General features: G+C 64.1%; 15 protein-coding genes. 6 read left to right on the top strand and 9 right to left on the bottom strand.

Annotation, left to right across the window (positions count from 1 at the left end):
* Positions 1-5 precede the first annotated feature (5 nt).
* From K3148_RS04270 to K3148_RS04255, 4 genes are read right to left on the bottom strand one after another with little or no spacing between them, the layout of a single operon-like run.
* Positions 6-671 (bottom strand): 3-oxoacid CoA-transferase subunit B, encoded by a 666-nt coding sequence (locus K3148_RS04270; RefSeq protein WP_221426079.1) that lies wholly within the window; start codon positions 669-671, stop codon positions 6-8.
* A 1-nt stretch (position 672) separates the two neighbouring features.
* Entirely contained in the window at positions 673-1,581 is a 909-nt protein-coding gene (locus K3148_RS04265) for a 5'-nucleotidase, lipoprotein e(P4) family (RefSeq protein ID WP_221426078.1), read from the bottom strand.
* Positions 1,578-1,886 (bottom strand): DUF5076 domain-containing protein, encoded by a 309-nt coding sequence (locus K3148_RS04260; protein WP_221426077.1) that lies wholly within the window; start codon positions 1,884-1,886, stop codon positions 1,578-1,580. The genes K3148_RS04265 and K3148_RS04260 overlap by 4 nt, the downstream gene beginning before the upstream one ends.
* A 20-nt stretch (positions 1,887-1,906) precedes the next feature.
* Positions 1,907-2,614, bottom strand: a complete 708-nt coding sequence (locus tag K3148_RS04255; protein ID WP_221426076.1) for a CoA transferase subunit A — start codon at positions 2,612-2,614, stop codon at positions 1,907-1,909.
* A gap of 69 nt (positions 2,615-2,683) precedes the next feature.
* Between K3148_RS04255 and K3148_RS04250 the strand changes: the two genes are divergently transcribed.
* Positions 2,684-3,145, top strand: coding sequence for a hypothetical protein (locus tag K3148_RS04250; protein WP_221426075.1), 462 nt, complete (start codon positions 2,684-2,686; stop codon positions 3,143-3,145).
* Between the two features lie 295 nt (positions 3,146-3,440).
* Positions 3,441-5,765, top strand: a complete 2,325-nt coding sequence (locus tag K3148_RS04245; RefSeq protein ID WP_221426074.1) for a CDC48 family AAA ATPase — start codon at positions 3,441-3,443, stop codon at positions 5,763-5,765.
* Here the strand turns inward: K3148_RS04245 and K3148_RS04240 are convergent, their stop codons facing one another.
* From K3148_RS04240 to polA, 3 genes are read right to left on the bottom strand one after another with little or no spacing between them, the layout of a single operon-like run.
* On the bottom strand, positions 5,766-6,845 hold the full coding sequence (locus K3148_RS04240) for a mechanosensitive ion channel family protein (RefSeq protein ID WP_221426073.1): 1,080 nt from the start codon (positions 6,843-6,845) through the stop codon (positions 5,766-5,768). It lies immediately after the preceding gene.
* Between the two features lie 10 nt (positions 6,846-6,855).
* Positions 6,856-8,157 carry a sensor histidine kinase gene (locus K3148_RS04235; protein ID WP_221426072.1) on the bottom strand — a complete coding sequence of 434 codons (1,302 nt, stop codon included), beginning with the start codon at positions 8,155-8,157 and terminating at the stop codon, positions 6,856-6,858.
* Positions 8,154-10,988 carry a DNA polymerase I gene (polA, locus tag K3148_RS04230; RefSeq protein ID WP_221426071.1) on the bottom strand — a complete coding sequence of 945 codons (2,835 nt, stop codon included), beginning with the start codon at positions 10,986-10,988 and terminating at the stop codon, positions 8,154-8,156. Before polA ends, K3148_RS04235 begins: the two co-directional genes overlap by 4 nt.
* A gap of 244 nt (positions 10,989-11,232) precedes the next feature.
* Between polA and K3148_RS04225 the strand changes: the two genes are divergently transcribed.
* Positions 11,233-11,472: a hypothetical protein gene (locus K3148_RS04225; RefSeq protein WP_221426070.1), complete on the top strand. Its 240-nt coding sequence runs from the start codon at positions 11,233-11,235 to the stop codon at positions 11,470-11,472.
* A 102-nt stretch (positions 11,473-11,574) separates the two neighbouring features.
* Here the strand turns inward: K3148_RS04225 and K3148_RS04220 are convergent, their stop codons facing one another.
* Both K3148_RS04220 and K3148_RS04215 read right to left on the bottom strand, forming a co-directional pair.
* Positions 11,575-12,606, bottom strand: coding sequence for a serine hydrolase (locus K3148_RS04220; RefSeq protein WP_221426069.1), 1,032 nt, complete (start codon positions 12,604-12,606; stop codon positions 11,575-11,577).
* A 133-nt stretch (positions 12,607-12,739) separates the two neighbouring features.
* Complete coding sequence (locus K3148_RS04215) at positions 12,740-13,147, bottom strand: baeRF12 domain-containing protein (protein WP_221426068.1); 408 nt, start codon at positions 13,145-13,147, stop codon at positions 12,740-12,742.
* A 69-nt stretch (positions 13,148-13,216) separates the two neighbouring features.
* On the opposite strand from K3148_RS04215, the gene K3148_RS04210 reads away from it, so the two are divergent.
* The 3 genes from K3148_RS04210 to K3148_RS04200 all read left to right on the top strand — a co-directional run bounded on the left by K3148_RS04210 (position 13,217) and on the right by K3148_RS04200 (position 18,203).
* Complete coding sequence (locus tag K3148_RS04210; RefSeq protein ID WP_345719538.1) at positions 13,217-14,614, top strand: phosphotransferase; 1,398 nt, start codon at positions 13,217-13,219, stop codon at positions 14,612-14,614.
* Positions 14,614-15,906, top strand: coding sequence for an acyl-CoA dehydrogenase family protein (locus K3148_RS04205; protein ID WP_221426613.1), 1,293 nt, complete (start codon positions 14,614-14,616; stop codon positions 15,904-15,906). Before K3148_RS04210 ends, K3148_RS04205 begins: the two co-directional genes overlap by 1 nt.
* 89 nt (positions 15,907-15,995) lie before the next feature.
* Positions 15,996-18,203, top strand: a complete 2,208-nt coding sequence (locus K3148_RS04200; RefSeq protein WP_221426067.1) for a DUF305 domain-containing protein — start codon at positions 15,996-15,998, stop codon at positions 18,201-18,203.
* The last annotated feature ends 51 nt before the right edge of the window (positions 18,204-18,254 follow it).

Genomic DNA, 18,254 nt, shown 5'->3' with positions numbered 1-18,254 from the left:
TCGGATCAGCCGAGCGCGACCTCGTAATTGGCGGTCGTGCTGTCGGCGATGTCCTGCTCGCTCACACCTGGCGCCAGTTCGATGAGCTGGAATGGGCTCTCGTGGTCCTTGCGGCGGAAGACGCCGAGGTTGGTGATGATCATGTCGACCACGTTTTGCCCGGTCAGCGGCAGGGTACAGGCCGAGATGAACTTGGCGCTGCCGTCCTTGGCGGTGTGGTCCATCACCACGATGATCTTCTTCACGCCCGCGACGAGGTCCATCGCGCCGCCCATGCCCTTGATCATCTTGCCCGGGATCATCCAGTTGGCGATGTCGCCGTTCTCGGCCACTTCCATCGCGCCCAGCACGGTGAGGTCGATATGCCCGCCGCGGATCATCGCAAAGCTCGCCGCGCTGTCGAAATAGGCGCTGTGGGCCAGTTCGCTGATGGTTTGTTTGCCGGCGTTGATCAGGTCGGCGTCTTCCTCGCCCTCATAGGGGAAGGGGCCGATGCCGAGCATGCCGTTCTCGCTCTGGAGCGTGACGTGCATGCCTTCGGGAATGTGGTTGGCGACCACCGTCGGGATGCCGATGCCGAGATTGACGTAATAGCCGTCTTCCAGCTCCTGCGCGGCGCGGGCGGCCATCTGGTTGCGGTCCCAGCCGGTGCGGACGTTCGTATCGGTCATGTCAGTTGCCTTCGTTCATGATTGCAGGCGCAGCGGAAGGAGCGGTCTCGGGCGACCAGCGGGTGCCTTCGGGGTAAACTTCGCCCACCGTTCCCTTGAGCGAATCGCCGTAGACGGGGTTGGGCAGGACGAACCAGCCGTTGCCCCAGAGCTGCGCCAGATCGCCGCGCGCCGCCAGTTCGCGGCGCTGGGATGCGGGCAAATCGTCGTCGTTGAAGATATCGGCGAAATCGCCGAGATTGTCGCCTGCCAGCGCGATCACGCAATAGCGCTCGGCGATCAGGGCGCGGCGTCCGTCCTTGTCGCTGCTGTCCACGCCGTCGTCCCCGCGCAGGAACAGCGTTTCGCGGTGGACCGCTTCGCCGAGACCGGCGGCCGCGATCGCTTTGGCCGCGCCTTCGGGGCTATACTGGCGGTTGGTGTTGAAGACCGGGGTGATGCCCGCCTCGCGCAGGCGGCGTAGGCCGGTCACTGCGCCGGGGACGGGGCGAATGTAGCTCGCGCCGGTCTCTTCCCACAGCTTCCACGTCTCGCGCGAATAGCTCTTGCCGGTCGCGGCGACCCAATATTCGTAGCCTGTGTTGAGCAGGACGGTCTCGTCGACGTCGAATACGACCGCCAGCGGCTTGATGGTCTGACCGTCAGAGCACAGCTGCGGCTCGGCCACCGCTCCGCCCATTCCCATGGCGACCGATTGCGGCACGCGGCGTTCGCGGCTGCGGGCGACGGCGTAATCGGCAAGGCTGCGCCAAGCCTGGATCGAGGCCCCGGCGGCTTCGCCCGAACCATAAAGCCACTGCATGCTGTCGGGCGCTTCGGCATCGAGACCCGGTGCAATCGACGCTTCAGGGGCGGGCACGGTATGGCATGCGGCAAGCGCAAGCGCGGCGAAAGGGGCAAGGCGCTTCATGACGGCGCGCTCCCACCAAGATCGATCGCGAGAGGGTCGTCGGTCGGATTGCTACGCTCGGCATCGAGGCCTTCCCAGATCCGTGCCATCGCATCCTCTTCGGAGATATTCACGGCATGGGCATAGGCCTTCGCTCCATGGCGCGCAGCATCGACCAGCGCCATCCCAAACAGGAAAGGGTCTGCGCCCAGATGCCGCGGTTCAATAATCGCGGTCATGCCTGCGTCTGGGCCGGCCCACAGACGCGCAAATTCGAGGGACTTCGACAGGAAGTCGTAGTTCGAAACGTCGATTTCGCCGGCCATCGGCCTCTTCCTGCCAAACATCATGCGCTCTCCCGCTCGCGCGTGGTCACGAATTCGATCTTCTTGTCGTAAGGCGCGCCGACGATCATGCGCTGCACATAGACACCGGGGAGGTGTATGCAGTCGGGATCGAGGCTGCCGGTCGGGACAATTTCCTCGACCTCGACGACGCAGACCTTGCCGCAGGTGGCGGCGGGCAGGTTGAAATTGCGCGCGGTCTTGCGGAAGACGAGGTTGCCGGTCTCGTCGGCCTTCCACGCCTTCACGATGGCGAGATCGGCGAAGATGCCGCGTTCGAGGATGTAGTCTTCCCCGTCGAAATTTTTCACTTCCTTGCCCTCGGCGACCTGCGTGCCGACGCCGGTCTTGGTGTAGAAACCGGGAATGCCCGCGCCGCCGGCGCGCATGCGTTCGGCCAGCGTGCCCTGGGGGCAGAATTCCACCTCCAGCTCACCGGAGAGGAATTGGCGTTCAAATTCCTTGTTCTCGCCGACATAGGACGAGATCATCTTCTTCACCTGCTGGGTGCGCAGCAGCATGCCGATGCCTTCGTTGTCGATCCCGGCGTTGTTGCTGGCGAATGTGAGGCCCTTAACCCCGCTCTCCCGGATCGCCTCCAACAGGCGTTCGGGGATGCCGCACAGGCCGAAGCCTCCGCTGGCAATCAGCATGTCGTCATGGAGCAACCCGTCGAGGGCGGCAGCGGCGTCGGGAAAGAGCTTGTTCATCGGACCTCCGTTACGGCTTGGCTGCTAGCGCCCAGTTTGTGATAAGTCACCCCCGGAACAAGGAGATGCATGATGCGCGCAAGCCTGCTGCTGGTTTTCCTTCCCTTTCTCACGGCGTGCGAGCCGGAACCGGTGCCGCAGCCCGAGCCGAAGGAGGCCGACCCTGTGGTGGTAAAACAGGAGACGCAGCGCCGCGACCATTTGACGGGCGCGGCACGGCCGGGTGACTTCAAGGCCAATTTCGGCGAACCCTTCATCCAGTTCGAAAACCGCGGCAGCCGCATGGCGATCAGCCAGAGCTATGCCGACCCCGGCTACCGGGTGATCGACGTGACCCGAAGTGGCGGCGGCGAAACCGTCGTGTTCCGCGCAAGGGAGGGGGCCGTGCCGGGGGACAGCCCCTTCGTGCTCACGATCGAAAAGGGCACCTGCACCAACGAATTCTCGCTCGAAAAGACCGAATACCGCGCGTTCCTCGGCACCGAGGCAGAGCCGCGCCGCATCCGCTCCTGTGCTGCACCTGCGAAATAGCGCGTGCGCTACGGCACAGTTAATCAAGCGTTTATCGGCCTGAGTTGCGCTTTGTGCAACAAACCTTGTCCTTTTCGCACTTGCACAAAAACGTCTCGGCAAGCATATGTCTCTCTGCCTTTCAGGCATCCTCTCCCAAGACTTTTCTAGCCCGGTTGGTTCGCCAGCCGGGCTTTTTTCTTGCCCGAAAGGCTTTCTCGCGCGGACCTCTCGCGGGCCTCGCTCATTGCATCTCTATCACTTGTCCCCATCTGCGGGACCGAACGGATAAGAGTTGCGAGGGAGCTGACCCCATATGGCCGATGCCAATACTGCCGCCCCGGTGGACGAGAAGACTGTGAGGCTGCAGGTGGCCGCCGCCCGGCAGGAAGAAAGCGGGCAGGGCATCGTTCGCATGCCGCGCTCGGCCTTTCAGGCGCTCGGCGTGACCGAAGGCGATCCGGTCGAGATCGTCGGCAAGCGCGCCACGGTCGCGATCGCGATGTCGGCCTATGACGAGGACCAGACGATCGAGGTCATCCGCCTCGACGGTCTCCAGCGTGGCAACGCCGAAGTCGGTTCGGGCGAGCATGTGGTCGTGAAAGCCGCCGAATCGCGACCCGCCACCCGCGTCGTCTTCGCTCCCGCCAATCGCGACATGCGGCTGCAAGGCCCGTCGCAGGCGCTGAAGCGCAATTTCGCGGGCAAGCCGCTCCTGGCCGGTGACCTCGTGGCGACGACCGGCCAGCAGCCCGTCCAGAACATGCCGCCCGAAGTGCGCCGCATGTTCAACGCGCCGGCCTATGCGCTGACGCAGATCCGCCTCTCGGTCGTCTCGACCACGCCCAAGGGCATCGTCCATATCGACGAGAACACCGAGGTCGAACTGCGCGCCGAATTCGAGCCCCCGCGCGACGCGCGCGCCGTCGTCAATTACGACGATGTCGGCGGCATCGACGACACGATCCAGGCGCTCCGCGAAATGGTCGAACTGCCGCTGCGCTATCCCGAGCTTTTCACCCGCCTCGGTGTCGATCCGCCCAAGGGCGTGCTGCTGCACGGACCGCCGGGGACCGGCAAGACCCGCCTTGCGCAGGCCGTCGCCAACGAGAGCGATGCCGAGTTCTTCACCATCAACGGCCCGGAAATCATGGGCTCGGGCTATGGCGAGAGCGAGAAGGCCCTGCGCGAAGTGTTCGAGCAGGCGACAAAGGCCGCACCTGCCATCATCTTCATCGACGAGATCGATTCCATCGCCCCGAAGCGCGACCGCGTGCCGGGGGAGGCGGAGAAACGTCTCGTCGCGCAGTTGCTCACACTCATGGATGGCCTCGAAGCGCGGTCCAATCTCGTCGTCATCGCGGCGACCAACCGCCCCGACGCTATCGATGAGGCGCTGCGCCGTCCGGGCCGCTTCGACCGCGAGATTGTGGTCGGCGTGCCGGACGAAAAGGGACGCCGCGAGATTCTCGGTATTCACACGCGCGGAATGCCGCTGGGCGACAAGGTCGACCTGACCGAATTGGCCAAGGCCACATATGGCTTCGTCGGCGCGGATATCGCCGCGCTGGCGCGTGAGGCGGCCATCGATGCGGTCCGCCGCATCATGCCAAAGATCGATCTCGACGAGCGGACGATCCCACCCGAGGTCCTCGACGAGCTTTATGTCGGACGCGAAGATTTCCTCTCGGCCCTCAAGCGCATCCAGCCCAGCGCCATGCGCGAAGTCATGGTCCAGGTCCCCAATGTCGGCTGGGACAATATTGGCGGTGTCGGCGATGCGATCGACAAGCTTAAGGAAGGCATCGAACTTCCGATGAAGAACGCCGACGCCTTCCATCGCCTCGGCATCCGCCCGGCCAAGGGTTTCCTGCTGTATGGTCCTCCGGGGACAGGCAAGACGCTGCTCGCCAAGGCCGTGGCCAAGGAAGCGGAGGCTAACTTCATTTCGATGAAGAGCTCGGACCTGCTCTCCAAATGGTATGGCGAAAGCGAGCAACAGATCGCCAAGATGTTCAAGCGCGCACGAGCCGTTGCGCCTTGCGTGATCTTCATCGACGAGATCGACAGCCTCGTTCCGGCGCGCGGCAGCGGGCAGGGCGAACCGCAGGTCACGGGACGGGTGGTCAATACCATCCTCGCCGAGATGGACGGGCTGGAAGAACTGCAGTCGGTGGTCGTCATCGGGGCGACCAACCGGCCGACGCTGGTCGATCCCGCGTTGCTACGCCCGGGCCGCTTCGACGAGCTGGTCTATGTCGGGACGCCCGACAAGCCGGGCCGCGAGCAGATTCTCGGCATCCACACGGCGAATATGCCGCTTGGTGAAGATGTGAGCCTTGCCGATATTGCCGGCAAGACCGAACGCTTCACCGGCGCGGATCTGGAAGACGTGGTGCGCCGTGCCGGTTTGAATGCACTGAAGCGCGCAGGCGGCGATGTGCAGAACGTCACCGCGGCGGACTTCGATGAAGCGCTCAAGGACAGCCGCGCCACGGTCACCAGCAAGATGGAAGCCGAGTACAAGAAAATGCGCGGCGAACTGAAGAAGCGGGCCGCCGAGGTGCAGCCCATCGGCTTCATTCACGAAGGCATGCTGGAGCCGACCCGCGACCGCAAGCACGGCAGCACCGAGAGCTGATTAGCCGCCTTTCGCCCGCTGATTCGCCGCCTCGACTTCGAGCCGGTGGCGGATCAGGGCGTCGGGCTGTTTCTCGCGCAGCCACGCCAGCATATGCTCGCGCACGTCGCAGCGCAGGGTGAAGAGGTCGCCGATGGTGTCGGCGCTCATCGACAGGCGCAGCTCGATGCTTTCGGGATAGGCCTCGGTCATCAATAGAGCGAGATTGCGCCCGTCCCACAAGGCGTGACCCTTCACGAACCGCTCGAATTCCTCGCGGATCGGCTCGATCTTGGCGACGGGATCGAGATGGAGCATCACCGGACCGGTCAGCTTCTCGCTCACGCGCGACCAGTTCTCGAAACTCTGGTCGAGGAAGCGGCTGGTGGGCACCACGAGTACCCGCTCGTCCCATGTACGCACGGTGACAAAGCTCATCCGGATTTCTTCCACGCGCCCGGCCTGCCCGTCGACCTTGACGAGATCACCGATCCGCAAGGGCTGGGTCAGCGCCATCTGGAGGCCTGCGATCAGCGACTTGAGCGCCGGCTGCGCGGCTGCACCGACAGCCAGAGCGGCGAGACCGGCGGAGGCCAGCATCGTCGTGCCGACATCGCGCACACCGGGAATGTTGAGCATGATAAGCGAGATAGTGACGATCGCGATTCCCACACGCGCCGTGCGCGAAAGGATCGCGATACGGGTGCGGTATCCGCGCTTGGCTACCTCGTCGCCTTCGAGCTCGAGCTGGCGCTCGTAGCCGATGGCGAGGCCCTTCACGGTGGCGAAGGCCACCCAGCCGATGACGGCGGGGGTCAGGAAGTCGGCAAAAACGTCCCAGCCGTTGCCGACCAGCGCGTCGTTCTCGGCGGCGATGGAAATGGCGAAGGCGATCATCGCCCAGCGCACGGGACGGCGGACCTTCTCCACCACCACATCGTCCATCAGGCTGGAGGAGGCCTCGGTGACCTTGCGCAGGATGGCAAAGAGCACCCAGTGGATGGCAAGGGCGGCCAGAACGGAACCGCCCAGCACGATGATCGTGTGAACGAAGCCTTCCTGCGAAATCGGCCAGTTTTCGAGGCGGTAGCGGTCCAGCATGTGCGGGGGACTAGGCGGCTGGCATCGCGCTGGCAATGGCACCTTGCGCGCTGTTCTGCCGCAGCTCGATCGTCACCACCAAGCCTTCGGCCGTGAAATCGCGTGTCACGCTGCCGCCGAATTGCCTGGCGGCGCTGTCCATAAGCAGGCTGCCGAAACCCTTGCGATCCGGCGCCCCATCGAGCGTGATGCCTTTCTCGCGCCAGACGAGCGTTACCATGCCATCCTGTTCGCTCCAGGTTACATCGATCGTACCGCCCTTGGCCCAGGCGCCGTATTTCACCGCATTCGTGGTGAGCTCGTGCAGGACAAGGCCGAGCGGGGTGATGCGCTTTGCGGGAAGCAGGACTTCCGGCCCTTCGACATGCGCAGTCTGCTTGGCTGAACGATAGGGGGCCAGCGTGGTCTCGATCAGCGCTTCCAGCGAGGCCAGCTCACGGTCGAGTTCGCCCTGGCTTACCTCATGCGCGGTCAGCAGGGCGCGGATGCGGGCGCTGATGGCGTCGGTCACGGGCTTCGCGTCCGGCTTGTCGCGCGCGCTCATCTGGACGATGGCGAGCACGACCGCGAACAGGTTCTTCACCCGGTGGTTAAGCTCCTTCGCGAGCAGGTCGGCCCGGTCGCGCGCTTCGCCGATGGCAGCAGCCTGCGCGGCTTCCGCTTCGGCCTTGGCCGCACGAGAAACTAGCCGCGATCCGATCAGGATGGCTAGCAGCAGGAGCGTGATCAGAGCCAGCAGCAAGGGCAGAACACGCCCCTCGATCCGCGCGGTTTCGCTGCGCTGGTCGGCAAGGATACGGCGTTCGATCTCCTCCATCTCGTCGATCGCGCGGTTGAGGCGCTCCATGGTTTCCTGCCCCTCGTCGGTTAGGACTTGGCGCCGCGCATCGAGGAGGCGCCCATCTTCCAAGAGGAGCACGGAGGACTGCATCTCGTCGAATTTCGCCCGCGAAAGCGCGTCGATCTCGTCGAGCAATTCCTCCTGCCGCGACGTGGCGTTGTCGCTCAGCAATGACCGCAGGCGTTCCAGCGCCGGCTCGATTTGCTCGCTACCCTCCTGGTAGGAGCGCAAGTAGCGTCGGTCGAGCGTGATGAGGTAGCCACGCTGTCCCGTCTCGCCGCTAAGCGCAGCGGTGTGAACCCGGACCAGCTGTTCGAGCACGTCGCTGGTGAAGGCGGCCTGTTCACGCTCTTGCCGCTCGGCCTCGACCGTCTGGTAGACGAGATAGATCAGCCCCAGCATCGCGCCGCTGATGAAGAGCAGCAGCACGGCGTTCGGCCAGCGCGGCAGGGTCGCGGTGAACCGGCTCAATGCGCCGCTCCCCAGCTCTTGCCCGTGCCGATTTCCACGCCGAGCGGAACGGCCAGCTCGACCGCGGGCGCGGCGGCCTGCGCCATGACGCGTTCGATGGCCTCGGACGCCGCTGTGACATCGGCTTCAGGAAGTTCGAACACCAGTTCGTCATGCACCTGTAGCAGCATGCGGACATGGCCGAGCCCTGCCTCTTCCAGCGCGGGGTTCATCCGCACCATGGCGCGCTTGATGATGTCGGCGCTGGTGCCCTGGATCGGCGCGTTGATCGCTGCGCGCTCGCTGCCCTGCCGTTCGGCCTGGTTCTTGGAATTGATGCGCGGGAACCACGTTTTCCGGCCGAAGAGCGTCTCCGAATAGCCCTTCTCCCGCACGCTTTCGAGCGTGTGGAGGATGTATTTCTGGATCCCGGGGAAGCGCTGGAAATAGGTGTCGATCATCGCCTGCGCCTCGTCGGCTTCGACACCAAGCCGGCCTGCGAGGCCCCAGCGGGAAATGCCGTAGAGGATGGCGAAATTGATCGTCTTGGCGCGCGCGCGGGTGTCGCGGGTAACTTCGCCGAACATCTCGGTCGCGGTGCGGGCGTGGATGTCCTCGCCTTCCGCGAAAGCTTCCTTGAGCGGGGCGACGTCCGCCATGTGCGCGGCCAGCCGCAACTCGATCTGCGAATAGTCAGCCGCGAGCAGGACATGGCCGTCCTCGGCTACGAAAGCGTCGCGGATCTGGCGCCCGATCTCGGTGCGGATCGGGATGTTCTGCAGGTTCGGATCGGTCGAGGACAGGCGCCCGGTCTGCGCGCCGACGAGGCTGTAGCTTGTGTGGACGCGACCCGTCTCGGGATTGATCGCTTCCTGCAGCGCGTCGGTATAGGTGGACTTCAACTTGGCCAGCTGGCGCCATTCGAGCACCTTGTCGGCAATTTCCGCGCCATCGCCCGACAGTTTCTCCAGCACCGACTGGTCGGTCGAATACTGGCCGCTCTTGCCCTTCTTGCCGCCCTTGAAGCCGAGCTTGTCGAACAGGATTTCGCCGAGCTGCTTGGGGCTGCCGACGGTGAACTCCTGCCCGGCGATCTCGTGGATCTCGCCTTCGAGCCGCTTGGTTTCGGTGGCAAATTCCTCCGAAAGCTTGGCGAGGCGCGCGCGGTCGACCTTGATGCCGTGGCGCTCCATCCCGGCGACGACCGGGACCAGGGGGCGGTCCACGCGTTCGTAGATTTTCGTACCGCCTTCCACCGGCAGGCGACGCTTCAGCATCGCATGGAGGCGCCAGGTGACATCGGCATCCTCTGCGGCGTATTCGGTTGCCTTGTCGAGCGGGACCTCGGCGAAGGGGATCGCTTTCTTGCCCGTACCGCACAGTTCCTTGAAGCTGATGCAGGTGTGGCCGAGATGGCGTTCGGCAAGCTCGTCCATGCCGTGGCCGCCGCCGATACCGCTCTCGCTGCGCCCGGCGTCGAGCGCGAAGCTGATGATCATCGTGTCGTCGATGGGCGCAACCGCGATGCCCTCGCGCGCGAGCACGTTGAGGTCGTATTTTCCGTTCTGGAAGACCTTGAGCACTGCGTCGTCTTCCAGCAGCGGTTTCAGCGCGGCGAGGGCTTCGGCCTTGCCGATCTGTTCGGGCTTCTCAGCGAACATGTCGCTGCCGCCATGGCCGAGCGGAATGTAACAGGCTTCGTTCGGGCCGGGAGCGAGGCTCACGCCCACCAGCTCGGCCCGGATCGAATCGAGACTGTCGGTCTCGGTGTCGACCGCAACCAGCCGCGCGGCTCCGGCCCGCTCGATCCAGTGGGTGAGACGCTCCATCGACTGCACGCATTCGTAGGCGGAGCGGTCGATTGCGGGCAATTCGGGCAGCGGCTGGCTGTTGCCGCCGGCCTCGGCCTCCGCGCCCTTGGTTTCCTGCTTGGGCGGGTTGAGATCGGTCGCCCGGTTGGGGCTGCCACTGCCGGTTTCGAGCCGCCGGAGAAGGCTGGTGAAGCCGTGCTTTTCGAGGAAGGCGGCAAGCGGCTCGCTCGGCACGCCGTTGAGTTTCATGTCGTCGATGGCGATGGGGAGGGGGCAGTCCTCCTTCAGCGTCACGAGCACGCGGCTGAGTTCCGCATCCTCGCGATGCTCGATCAGGCGCTCCTTGAGCTTGCTCTTCTTCATCTCCTCGGCCGCGTCGAGCGCGGCGGTGAGGTCGCCATGTTCGGCGATCAGCTTGCTCGCCGTCTTGGGGCCGACGCCGAAGATGCCGGGAATATTGTCGACCGAATCGCCCATCAGCGCGAGCACATCGCCGACCTTCTCGGGCGGCACACCGAATTTCTCCTCCACTTCCTCGATATAGATGCGCGCGCTTTTCATCGTGTCGAGCATGTCGATCCGCGCGCCATCTTTCTCGCCGACGAGCTGCATGAGGTCCTTGTCCGAGGAGACGATGGTGACATCCCAGCCTTCGGCCTGCGCGGCGCGGGCGTAAGAGGCGATCATGTCGTCCGCCTCGACATCGGGCTCTTCGACCAGCGGCAGGCTGAAGGCGCGGGTGGCGTCGCGAATCAGCGGGAATTGCGGCACCAGGTCTTCCGGCGGATCGGGGCGGTTCGCCTTGTACTGGTCGTAAATCTCGTTGCGGAAGGAGTGGCTCGACTTGTCGAGCACCACGGCGAGGTGCGTCGGGCCGTCGGCCTTGTCGAGATCGTCGGCCAGCTTCCACAGCATGGTCGTATAGCCGTAGACCGCGCCGACCGGCGTGCCTTCGGGATCTGTCAGCGGCGGCAGGCGGTGGTAAGCCCTGAAGATATAGGCGGAACCATCGACGAGATAGAGGTGCTGCTTGTCGGCCATCGGCAAGGCGTTAGCAGCGAGTCGAGCGCTTGGGGAGGAATAAGGGCAGGAAAAATGTGGGCTGGAAAAGCGCGGAATTGCGTCGAATTGAGGCAAGATGATGGCGAAATGTGGCGAAAGCGCTTGCTACGCCACAATCCGGCCACTATTTAGACATTGTAAGGCCCGAATTGCCGGACCTTGCGCGAGGGGATGGGTTCCCTTTTCCTTCGCACCAGAACTCGCTGATTAAGGATTACATATTATGCGCAAGATCGCACTCGTCGCCGCCGCTTCGGCCGCCGCTCTCTCGCTCGCAGCTTGCTCGGAAGCAACCGAAGACGCAGCTGAAGACACCATGGAATCGGCTGCTGCTGACACCGAAGCAAACGCTGAAGCCATCGAAGCCGGCGCTGAAGACGCTGCTGCTGAAGTCGACGCTGAAGCTGCTGAAGTTGAAGCTGAAGTTCAGGGCGAAACCACCGCAGAAGCAGAAGCCGACTAATTCGGACTTCGTTTCGCGAACGGTTTACCGTTTCGAACAAGGAAGGGCGGAGCCGCGAGGCTCCGCCCTTTCTCTTTGCGTGATGCAGATCGGTGTGGGGACTTAACCGCCGTAGTCGGCGTCGGCCCAAACGCGGCCATCGTCACCCTGTGAGGCGAAGCCGCGATAAAGGGCCCCGGCAATGGTCGAAATCCGCGCATCGCGCATCTGGCGCGCCTGCAGCTTGAGCCCGCGGCTGCCGTTTTCGGCGGCCATGGAGGAGCTCTGGCCGGTGACATAGATTGCCACGGCGACGGCGCGACCATCGGGCGTGTGGAAGATACCGATATCGCTTGCCGTGCGGCTGAGCGTTCCGGTCTTGTGAGCGAGCCCCGCGCTGACCGGCAGGGCCGAGCGCATGCGCTTCTTGCCCGTGGTCGTCGCGCGCATGGCGTTCATGATCACGGCGCGGGACGAGGGGCTGAGCCACTTGCCCTGATAAATGCCGGCGAGCAGCTGGCCCATGGCCCGCGGCGTTGCACTGTCGCGCAGGTCCACGCTCGAGGCGGGGTCAATCCGTCCGTCCTCGCGAATAAGCGTGGCGATGTCGCGATTGAGCTGGAATTCGGTAATCCCGGCCTGGCGCATCCAGGCGTTGACCGCAGCCGGTCCGCCGACAGCGTTCAGCATAGCGTCGGTGCAGGCGTTGCAGCTCTTGCTGATCATCAGATCGATATGCTGTTGCGCGGAGAGATAGGCCCCGCCCGGGCGCGGCAGGCGCCATTCGCTGGTCAGAGTCCATTTCCCGGCGTCGACACCGGCAAGATACACGGCGGCAATCGCCACCTTGCTGGTGCTAGCCATGGGGAAGCGCTGGTCGGCCAGGACGCCGACTTCCTGACCGGTCGTCAGGTCGAGCGCGTAAACGCCGATGCGGCCACGCGAACCGTCCGCCAGCTGGGCAACGGTGCGTTCGAGACCGGTATCGTAAGTGGCTCGGAAATCCTGCGGCGCGCGGACTTCCGTGCCCAGTATCTGGTCGAACTGGGCGGAATAGGCCGTCCTTGCGGTCTGACCGGTTGTCTGCGCCTGTGCCGGCAGGCCCAGCGCCAAGGCGCCCGCTGCCAGCAATCTCCCGAGTGTTGTGATCCGCATGGCCCTCTCAATAGCGAATTCGTGGTTATCAAAACCTTAACGCAGGTTCTGAATCCTGCGCAAGTGTGATAACCACGAATTGTGTCGCGCATGCGGCGGACTATTTCCGCGCAAGGAAATTTCCATAAAGCTCTCAGGCCGCGGATATGACCTTTTCGATGCGCGCAGTGGTTTCGCCCGTCACCGTCTTGTCGATCTCGCCCACGAGGCGCTTTTCCAGCTCCGAGTGATAGTGACGACGCATCTCGCCAAGCGTCTTGGGATCGGCAATCACCAGCACATCGGTGATCTCGCCCGAGATAGCCTTGGCGTTGAGCCATTCGGCGGCGGCTGCGCCATGCGCCAGCTCGTTGAGATCGGTCGCGCCGGTTCGTTGGCCCACATCGTCCTGGTGCTTCACCCCGGCGCTGAAATTGGTCGCGCTAAGGTCGGGCTTCTGCGCGCCCCCGAGCTTGGGCTCGAAGGGCTGGCCGCTGTTCTGCATGACAGTGAAATGTTCGCCATCGACGATGGCTACGTGGGCCTTGTGCGGCAGCTTCATGGGGATTGTCTCCTGAATTCGTTGGGGTTCACTAGGCCAACGGGCGAGCGCGCTTTGAGGTCCGGGCTTGTGGCCATTCCCGCTCTGCGCCACAAAGTGCCTATGGGAGAGAGCGAGGGCGAGAGCCTGCTGCACGAAGGACTGACGCGCGCGCTTCGCCGCGCCGGGATCGGTGCGCCCGCCGAACTGCAACGACTGACGGGCGGCGCAACCATGGAAAGCTGGCGCTTCGAGGCAGAGGGCATGGCCTATGTCCTGCGCCGTGCGCCGAGCCTCGCCTTCATGGAGGAACGCCCCTTCGGTCACGATAGCGAGGCGGCCCTGATCCGCGCCGCGCGCGACGCCGGAGTGACCGCGCCGGAAGTGGTGGTGGAACTGGATGAGAGCGACGGGATCGGCAGCGGCTTCGTGATGCGCGCGCTACCGGGGACGCCCGATCCGCGCGCCATTCTGGCAATGGAGCAACCGGAGGTCATACTTGCGGAGGCCGCACGCGACCTTGCCCGGATCCATTCGCTAGCGCCTGCCGCTTTGGCCGCCGATGTTCCGATGCTCGACTACCGCGAGGGCGTCGAGAAGCTGCGCGAGCAGTTCGAGGAGGCGGGCGGCGATCGCCCCATCATCGCGCTGGGCCTGCGCTGGCTGCTGGACAATCTGCCGGAGCCGGTGGAGCCTGTGCTCAACCATGGCGATTTTCGCCTCGGCAACCTGCTCGCCGAAGATTCGCACCTCACCGGCGTGCTCGATTGGGAGCTGGCGCATTTCGGCGACTGGCACGAGGATCTGGCTTTCGGCTGCATGCCGGTCTGGCGCTTCGGGGCATATGATCGCCCCGCGCTCGGGCTTGGTTCGCTGGAGAACTATTTCACGGCCTATGAGGCGGCGGGCGGTAGGACGGTCGATCCGGCGCGCTTTAGCTTCTGGACGATCTACCGCACCGTGTGGTGGGCGCTGGGTTGCCTGAAGAACGCGAGGGTCTGGCGCGAAGGTCAGGACCGGATGCTCGAGCGGGTCGTGATTTCACGGCGGACGAGTGAGCAGGAAGTGGACCTGCTGCTGCTTCTCGAAGAGGATGCTCCTACAGACTGCACTGTGCGACAGCTATGGGAACCGCAACCGCGACCGGACGAAGACACTGGCGACGCGTCGATGGAGGAAATCCTTATCGCTGTTTCGGAGTGGCTTGCATCCATGAAAGACCGTGTCGAAGGGCATGACCGGTTCCAGCTTGCCGTAGCCATAAACGCCTTGGGCATTGCCATCAGGGATGACCGCTATCTGCCCCATCTCCATGCGAACAAACGAATGGCGCAAGACATAATATCGGGAGCAAAGCGGCTCGACCAGCACGGTGTGATCGGCAGGCTCCGTCAGGCAGCGCTTGAGAAGGTTACCGTCGACTCGCCCAAATATCCCTCGCTTCAGGTCGCGCTCGATAGATGGACAATCCCGAAGGTGCAAAACTGATGGACTTCACCATCCCGCAAGACCTCGAGGACTATTACGCCGGACTCGTCTCCTTCATCGAGGCCGAGATCGAGCCGTTGGTCGCGAAGGATGACAACATCCGTTTCTTCGACCACCGCCGCGAAAACGCGCGGACCGATTGGGAGCGGGGCGGACTTCCGAACCATGAGTGGGAAAACCTTCTGCGACAGGCGCGCGAGGTCGCGGACGAGGCAGGACACTGGCGCTTTTCCGTGCCGAAAAAATACGGCGGGAAGGATGGCTCGAACCTCTGGATGGCGGTGATCCGCGATCGGTTCGCGCAGCGCGGGCTGGGTCTCCACAACGACCTCCAGAACGAGCATTCGATTGTCGGCAATTTTCCCTTCGTCGCCATGTTCGAGGCGTGGGGGACCGAGGATCAGAAGCAGGAATTCATTCTCGGCGGCTTCGAGGGCAGCCGTCGCGTCGCCTTCGGTCTGACCGAGCCCGACCATGGCTCGGACGCAACCCACATGGAAACAACCGCCGTGCGCGAAACCTGCGATGGCGTGGATGGCTGGCGGATCAATGGCGAGAAGATGTGGATCACCGGCATGCACGTCGCCACCCATTGCGCCATGTTCTGCCGCACCAGCGGCGAAGCGGGCGACGCGCGTGGCATCACCTGCCTGCTCGTGCCCAACCCGACCGAGGGGTTGGAGATCGAGGAGTGGATGTGGACCTTCAACATGCCCACCGATCATCCTCGCCTGTCGGTGAAGGATGTCTGGGTGCCGGAAAGCGCGATGCTCGGGAAGGAAGGCCTCGGCCTCGCGCTGGCGCAGAGCTTCGTCCACCAGAACCGCATTAGGCAGGCGGCGAGCAGTCTCGGCGCGGCGACCTATTGCGTTGAGGAAAGCGTCCGATACGCCCGGACCCGCAAGCCTTTTGGCGAGGAACTCGCGCAGAACCAGGCGATACAGTTCCCGCTGGTCGAGCTCGCCACCCAGTGCGAGATGCTGCGCCTGCTGATCTACAAGACGGCGTGGGAGATGGACAGCATGCCGCATGAGGAGATCGAAAAGACGCTCTCCGACAAGGTTTCCATGTGCAATTACTGGGCGAACCGGCTGGTGTGCGAGGCCGCCGACCGCGCGATGCAGGTGCATGGCGGCATCGGCTATTCGCGGCACAAGCCGTTCGAGCACATCTATCGCCACCACCGCCGCTACCGGATTACCGAGGGTGCGGAGGAGATCCAGATGCGCAAGGTCGGCGCGTATCTGTTCGGCTATCTGGGGCCGCGAAAAGGGCGCTACGGCTCTCTTTAGACCCCGCTCCCATGTCGTTGGCAGAAGTTCGGCTTGACCAAGCCCGGCGCATTTGCCTCATTCGCGTTTCAATCTTGGGGACTTACATCATGCATTCACTTCTTCGCGTCGCAGCCGGCGGCCTCCTGCTGAGCACTTCCACCCTGGCGCTTGCCCAGGAAGTGTCGATCGTCCTTCCCGGCGCGCCCGGCGAAGCGCCGCGCGTCATCGGGGAAGCCGAAGCGATCAAGCTGTCGGACACGCGCTATTCGCCAGCCGACGTGCACTTCATGCAAGGCATGATCGTCCACCACCAGCAGGCGGTCGACATGGCGCAGTTGGTCAAGGCGCGCACCAATAACGACGCGATCCTGAAGACGGCCGACCGGATCGAGGCCGGGCAGAAGGACGAGATGAAATTCATGCGCGAATGGCTCGAGGCGCGCAGCGAGCCGGTCGCCATGCCGCACTCCATGCAGCACGGCGCGCATGGCCATGGCGCGATGAAGGGCATGGCCACGCCGGACCAGATGGCCGCGCTGGCCGCCGCCAACGGCACAGAGTTCGATCGCCTCTTTCTGATGCGGATGGTGGCCCACCACCAGGGCGCGCTCGAAATGGTCAAGGACCTGCACGAGTCCCCGGGTAGCGCTTACGATCCGGTGATGTTCGAATTCACCAACGAGGTCGTGAGCGACCAGCAGGCCGAAATCGACCGAATGAACGCGGTCCTCGCCTCGCTGTCGACCGATCCCCGCGCCACGTTGGCCGCCGGTTTCCGCGATGCGGGCGAGGCGATTTCGAACCTGCGCCTCGTTGTCGCGCAGCCCAAGCCTGCTGGCTTCTTCGACCCGGAAAATCCTGCCCAGCTCCAGCCGCTGATCGAAAAGGACGAGGAGGAGAGCGACGCCGAGAAGGCCAAAGCCGCCACGCGCGATGACGAGGAAGAGGACGAGCCCCAGTTCGGCAAGCGCGGTTCGCTGCTCGACTTCGCCAACACGGATATCGCCTTCTCTGGCGACCTGATGGTTGCCGGCAGCTACCACGGCTTCAACGCCTATCGCCTCGGCGAGGATGGCGTGCCCACGCTGGTCAGCTCAACCGTCTGCCCCGGCGGGCAGGGTGACGTCTCGATTGTCGGCGACCTGCTGGTGATGAGCGTGCAGGACAGCCGCGCGCGCGTCGACTGCGGACTTCAAGGCGTGGCCGGCAAGGTCAACGCCGAGCGCTTCCGCGGAGTGCGCATCTTCGACATTTCGGACATCACCCGCCCGCGCCAGGTCGGTCAGGTCCAGACCTGCCGTGGCAGCCACACGCATTCGATCGTCAGCGCCGATGCCGACCGCATCATCCTCTACAATTCGGGTACGAGCTATGTGCGCGACAATGAGGAGCTGGAAGGCTGCTTCGACAGCGCCGGCGACGAGACCGCGCTGTTCAGCATCGACGTGATCGAAGTGCCGGTCGCCAATCCGGCCGCTGCGCGCATCATCGACAGCCCGCGCATCTTTGCCGCCGACGGCCAGATCGCAGGCCTGTGGAAGGGCGGCAATCACGGCGATGGTACGCAGGACACCTACATCACCAATATGTGCCACGACATCACTGTTTTCCCGGCGAAGAACCTTGCCGCAGGCGCCTGTTCGGGCAACGGGATCATCCTCGACATTTCCGATCCGCTGAAGCCCACCCGCATCGATGATGTGACCGACAAGGGATTCGCCTATTGGCACTCGGCCACCTTCAACAACGACGGCACCAAGGTGCTCTTCACCGACGAATGGGGCGGGGGCGGACGTCCGCGCTGCCAGGCGGGCGATCCCACGAACTGGGGGGCGGATGCGTTCTACGCCATCGAGGACGGCAAGCTCGAATACCGCGGCATGTACAAGCTGCCGGCACCGCAGGGCGACAAGGAGAACTGCGTCGCGCACAACGGCTCGATCATTCCCGTACCGGGGCGCGATATCTTCGTGCAGGCGTGGTACCAAGGCGGCATTTCGGTGATCGACTTCACCGACGCCACCAACCCCTTCGAAATCGCCTATTTCGACCGCGGTCCGGTGGATGAGGACCAGTTGATTACCGGCGGCTATTGGTCCGCCTATTGGTACAACGGCCGCATCTACGCCACCGAGATCGCGCGCGGACTGGATGTGTTTGCCCTCGAACCGAGCGAATTCTTGACCGCAGAGGAAATCGCCGCCGCCGAGGCTGCGACCTATGAAGGCGATCTCTTCAATCCGCAGACTCAGACGCAAGTGACCTGGCCCGACGAAGTGGTGCGCGCCGCAGAGGACAGCCGCAAGGGCGGCTAGGCTAAGGGCGTGGAGCGCGGGCCTTTCGGGCGTGCGCTGGCGACTGGCGCA

Origin of the sequence: Qipengyuania aurantiaca (genome assembly GCF_019711375.1) — a bacterium.
GTDB classification, from domain to species: domain Bacteria; phylum Pseudomonadota; class Alphaproteobacteria; order Sphingomonadales; family Sphingomonadaceae; genus Qipengyuania; species Qipengyuania aurantiaca.
The sequence above is the reverse complement of the archived record's forward strand: the minus strand, read 5'-3'. Positions and strand labels throughout refer to the sequence as shown.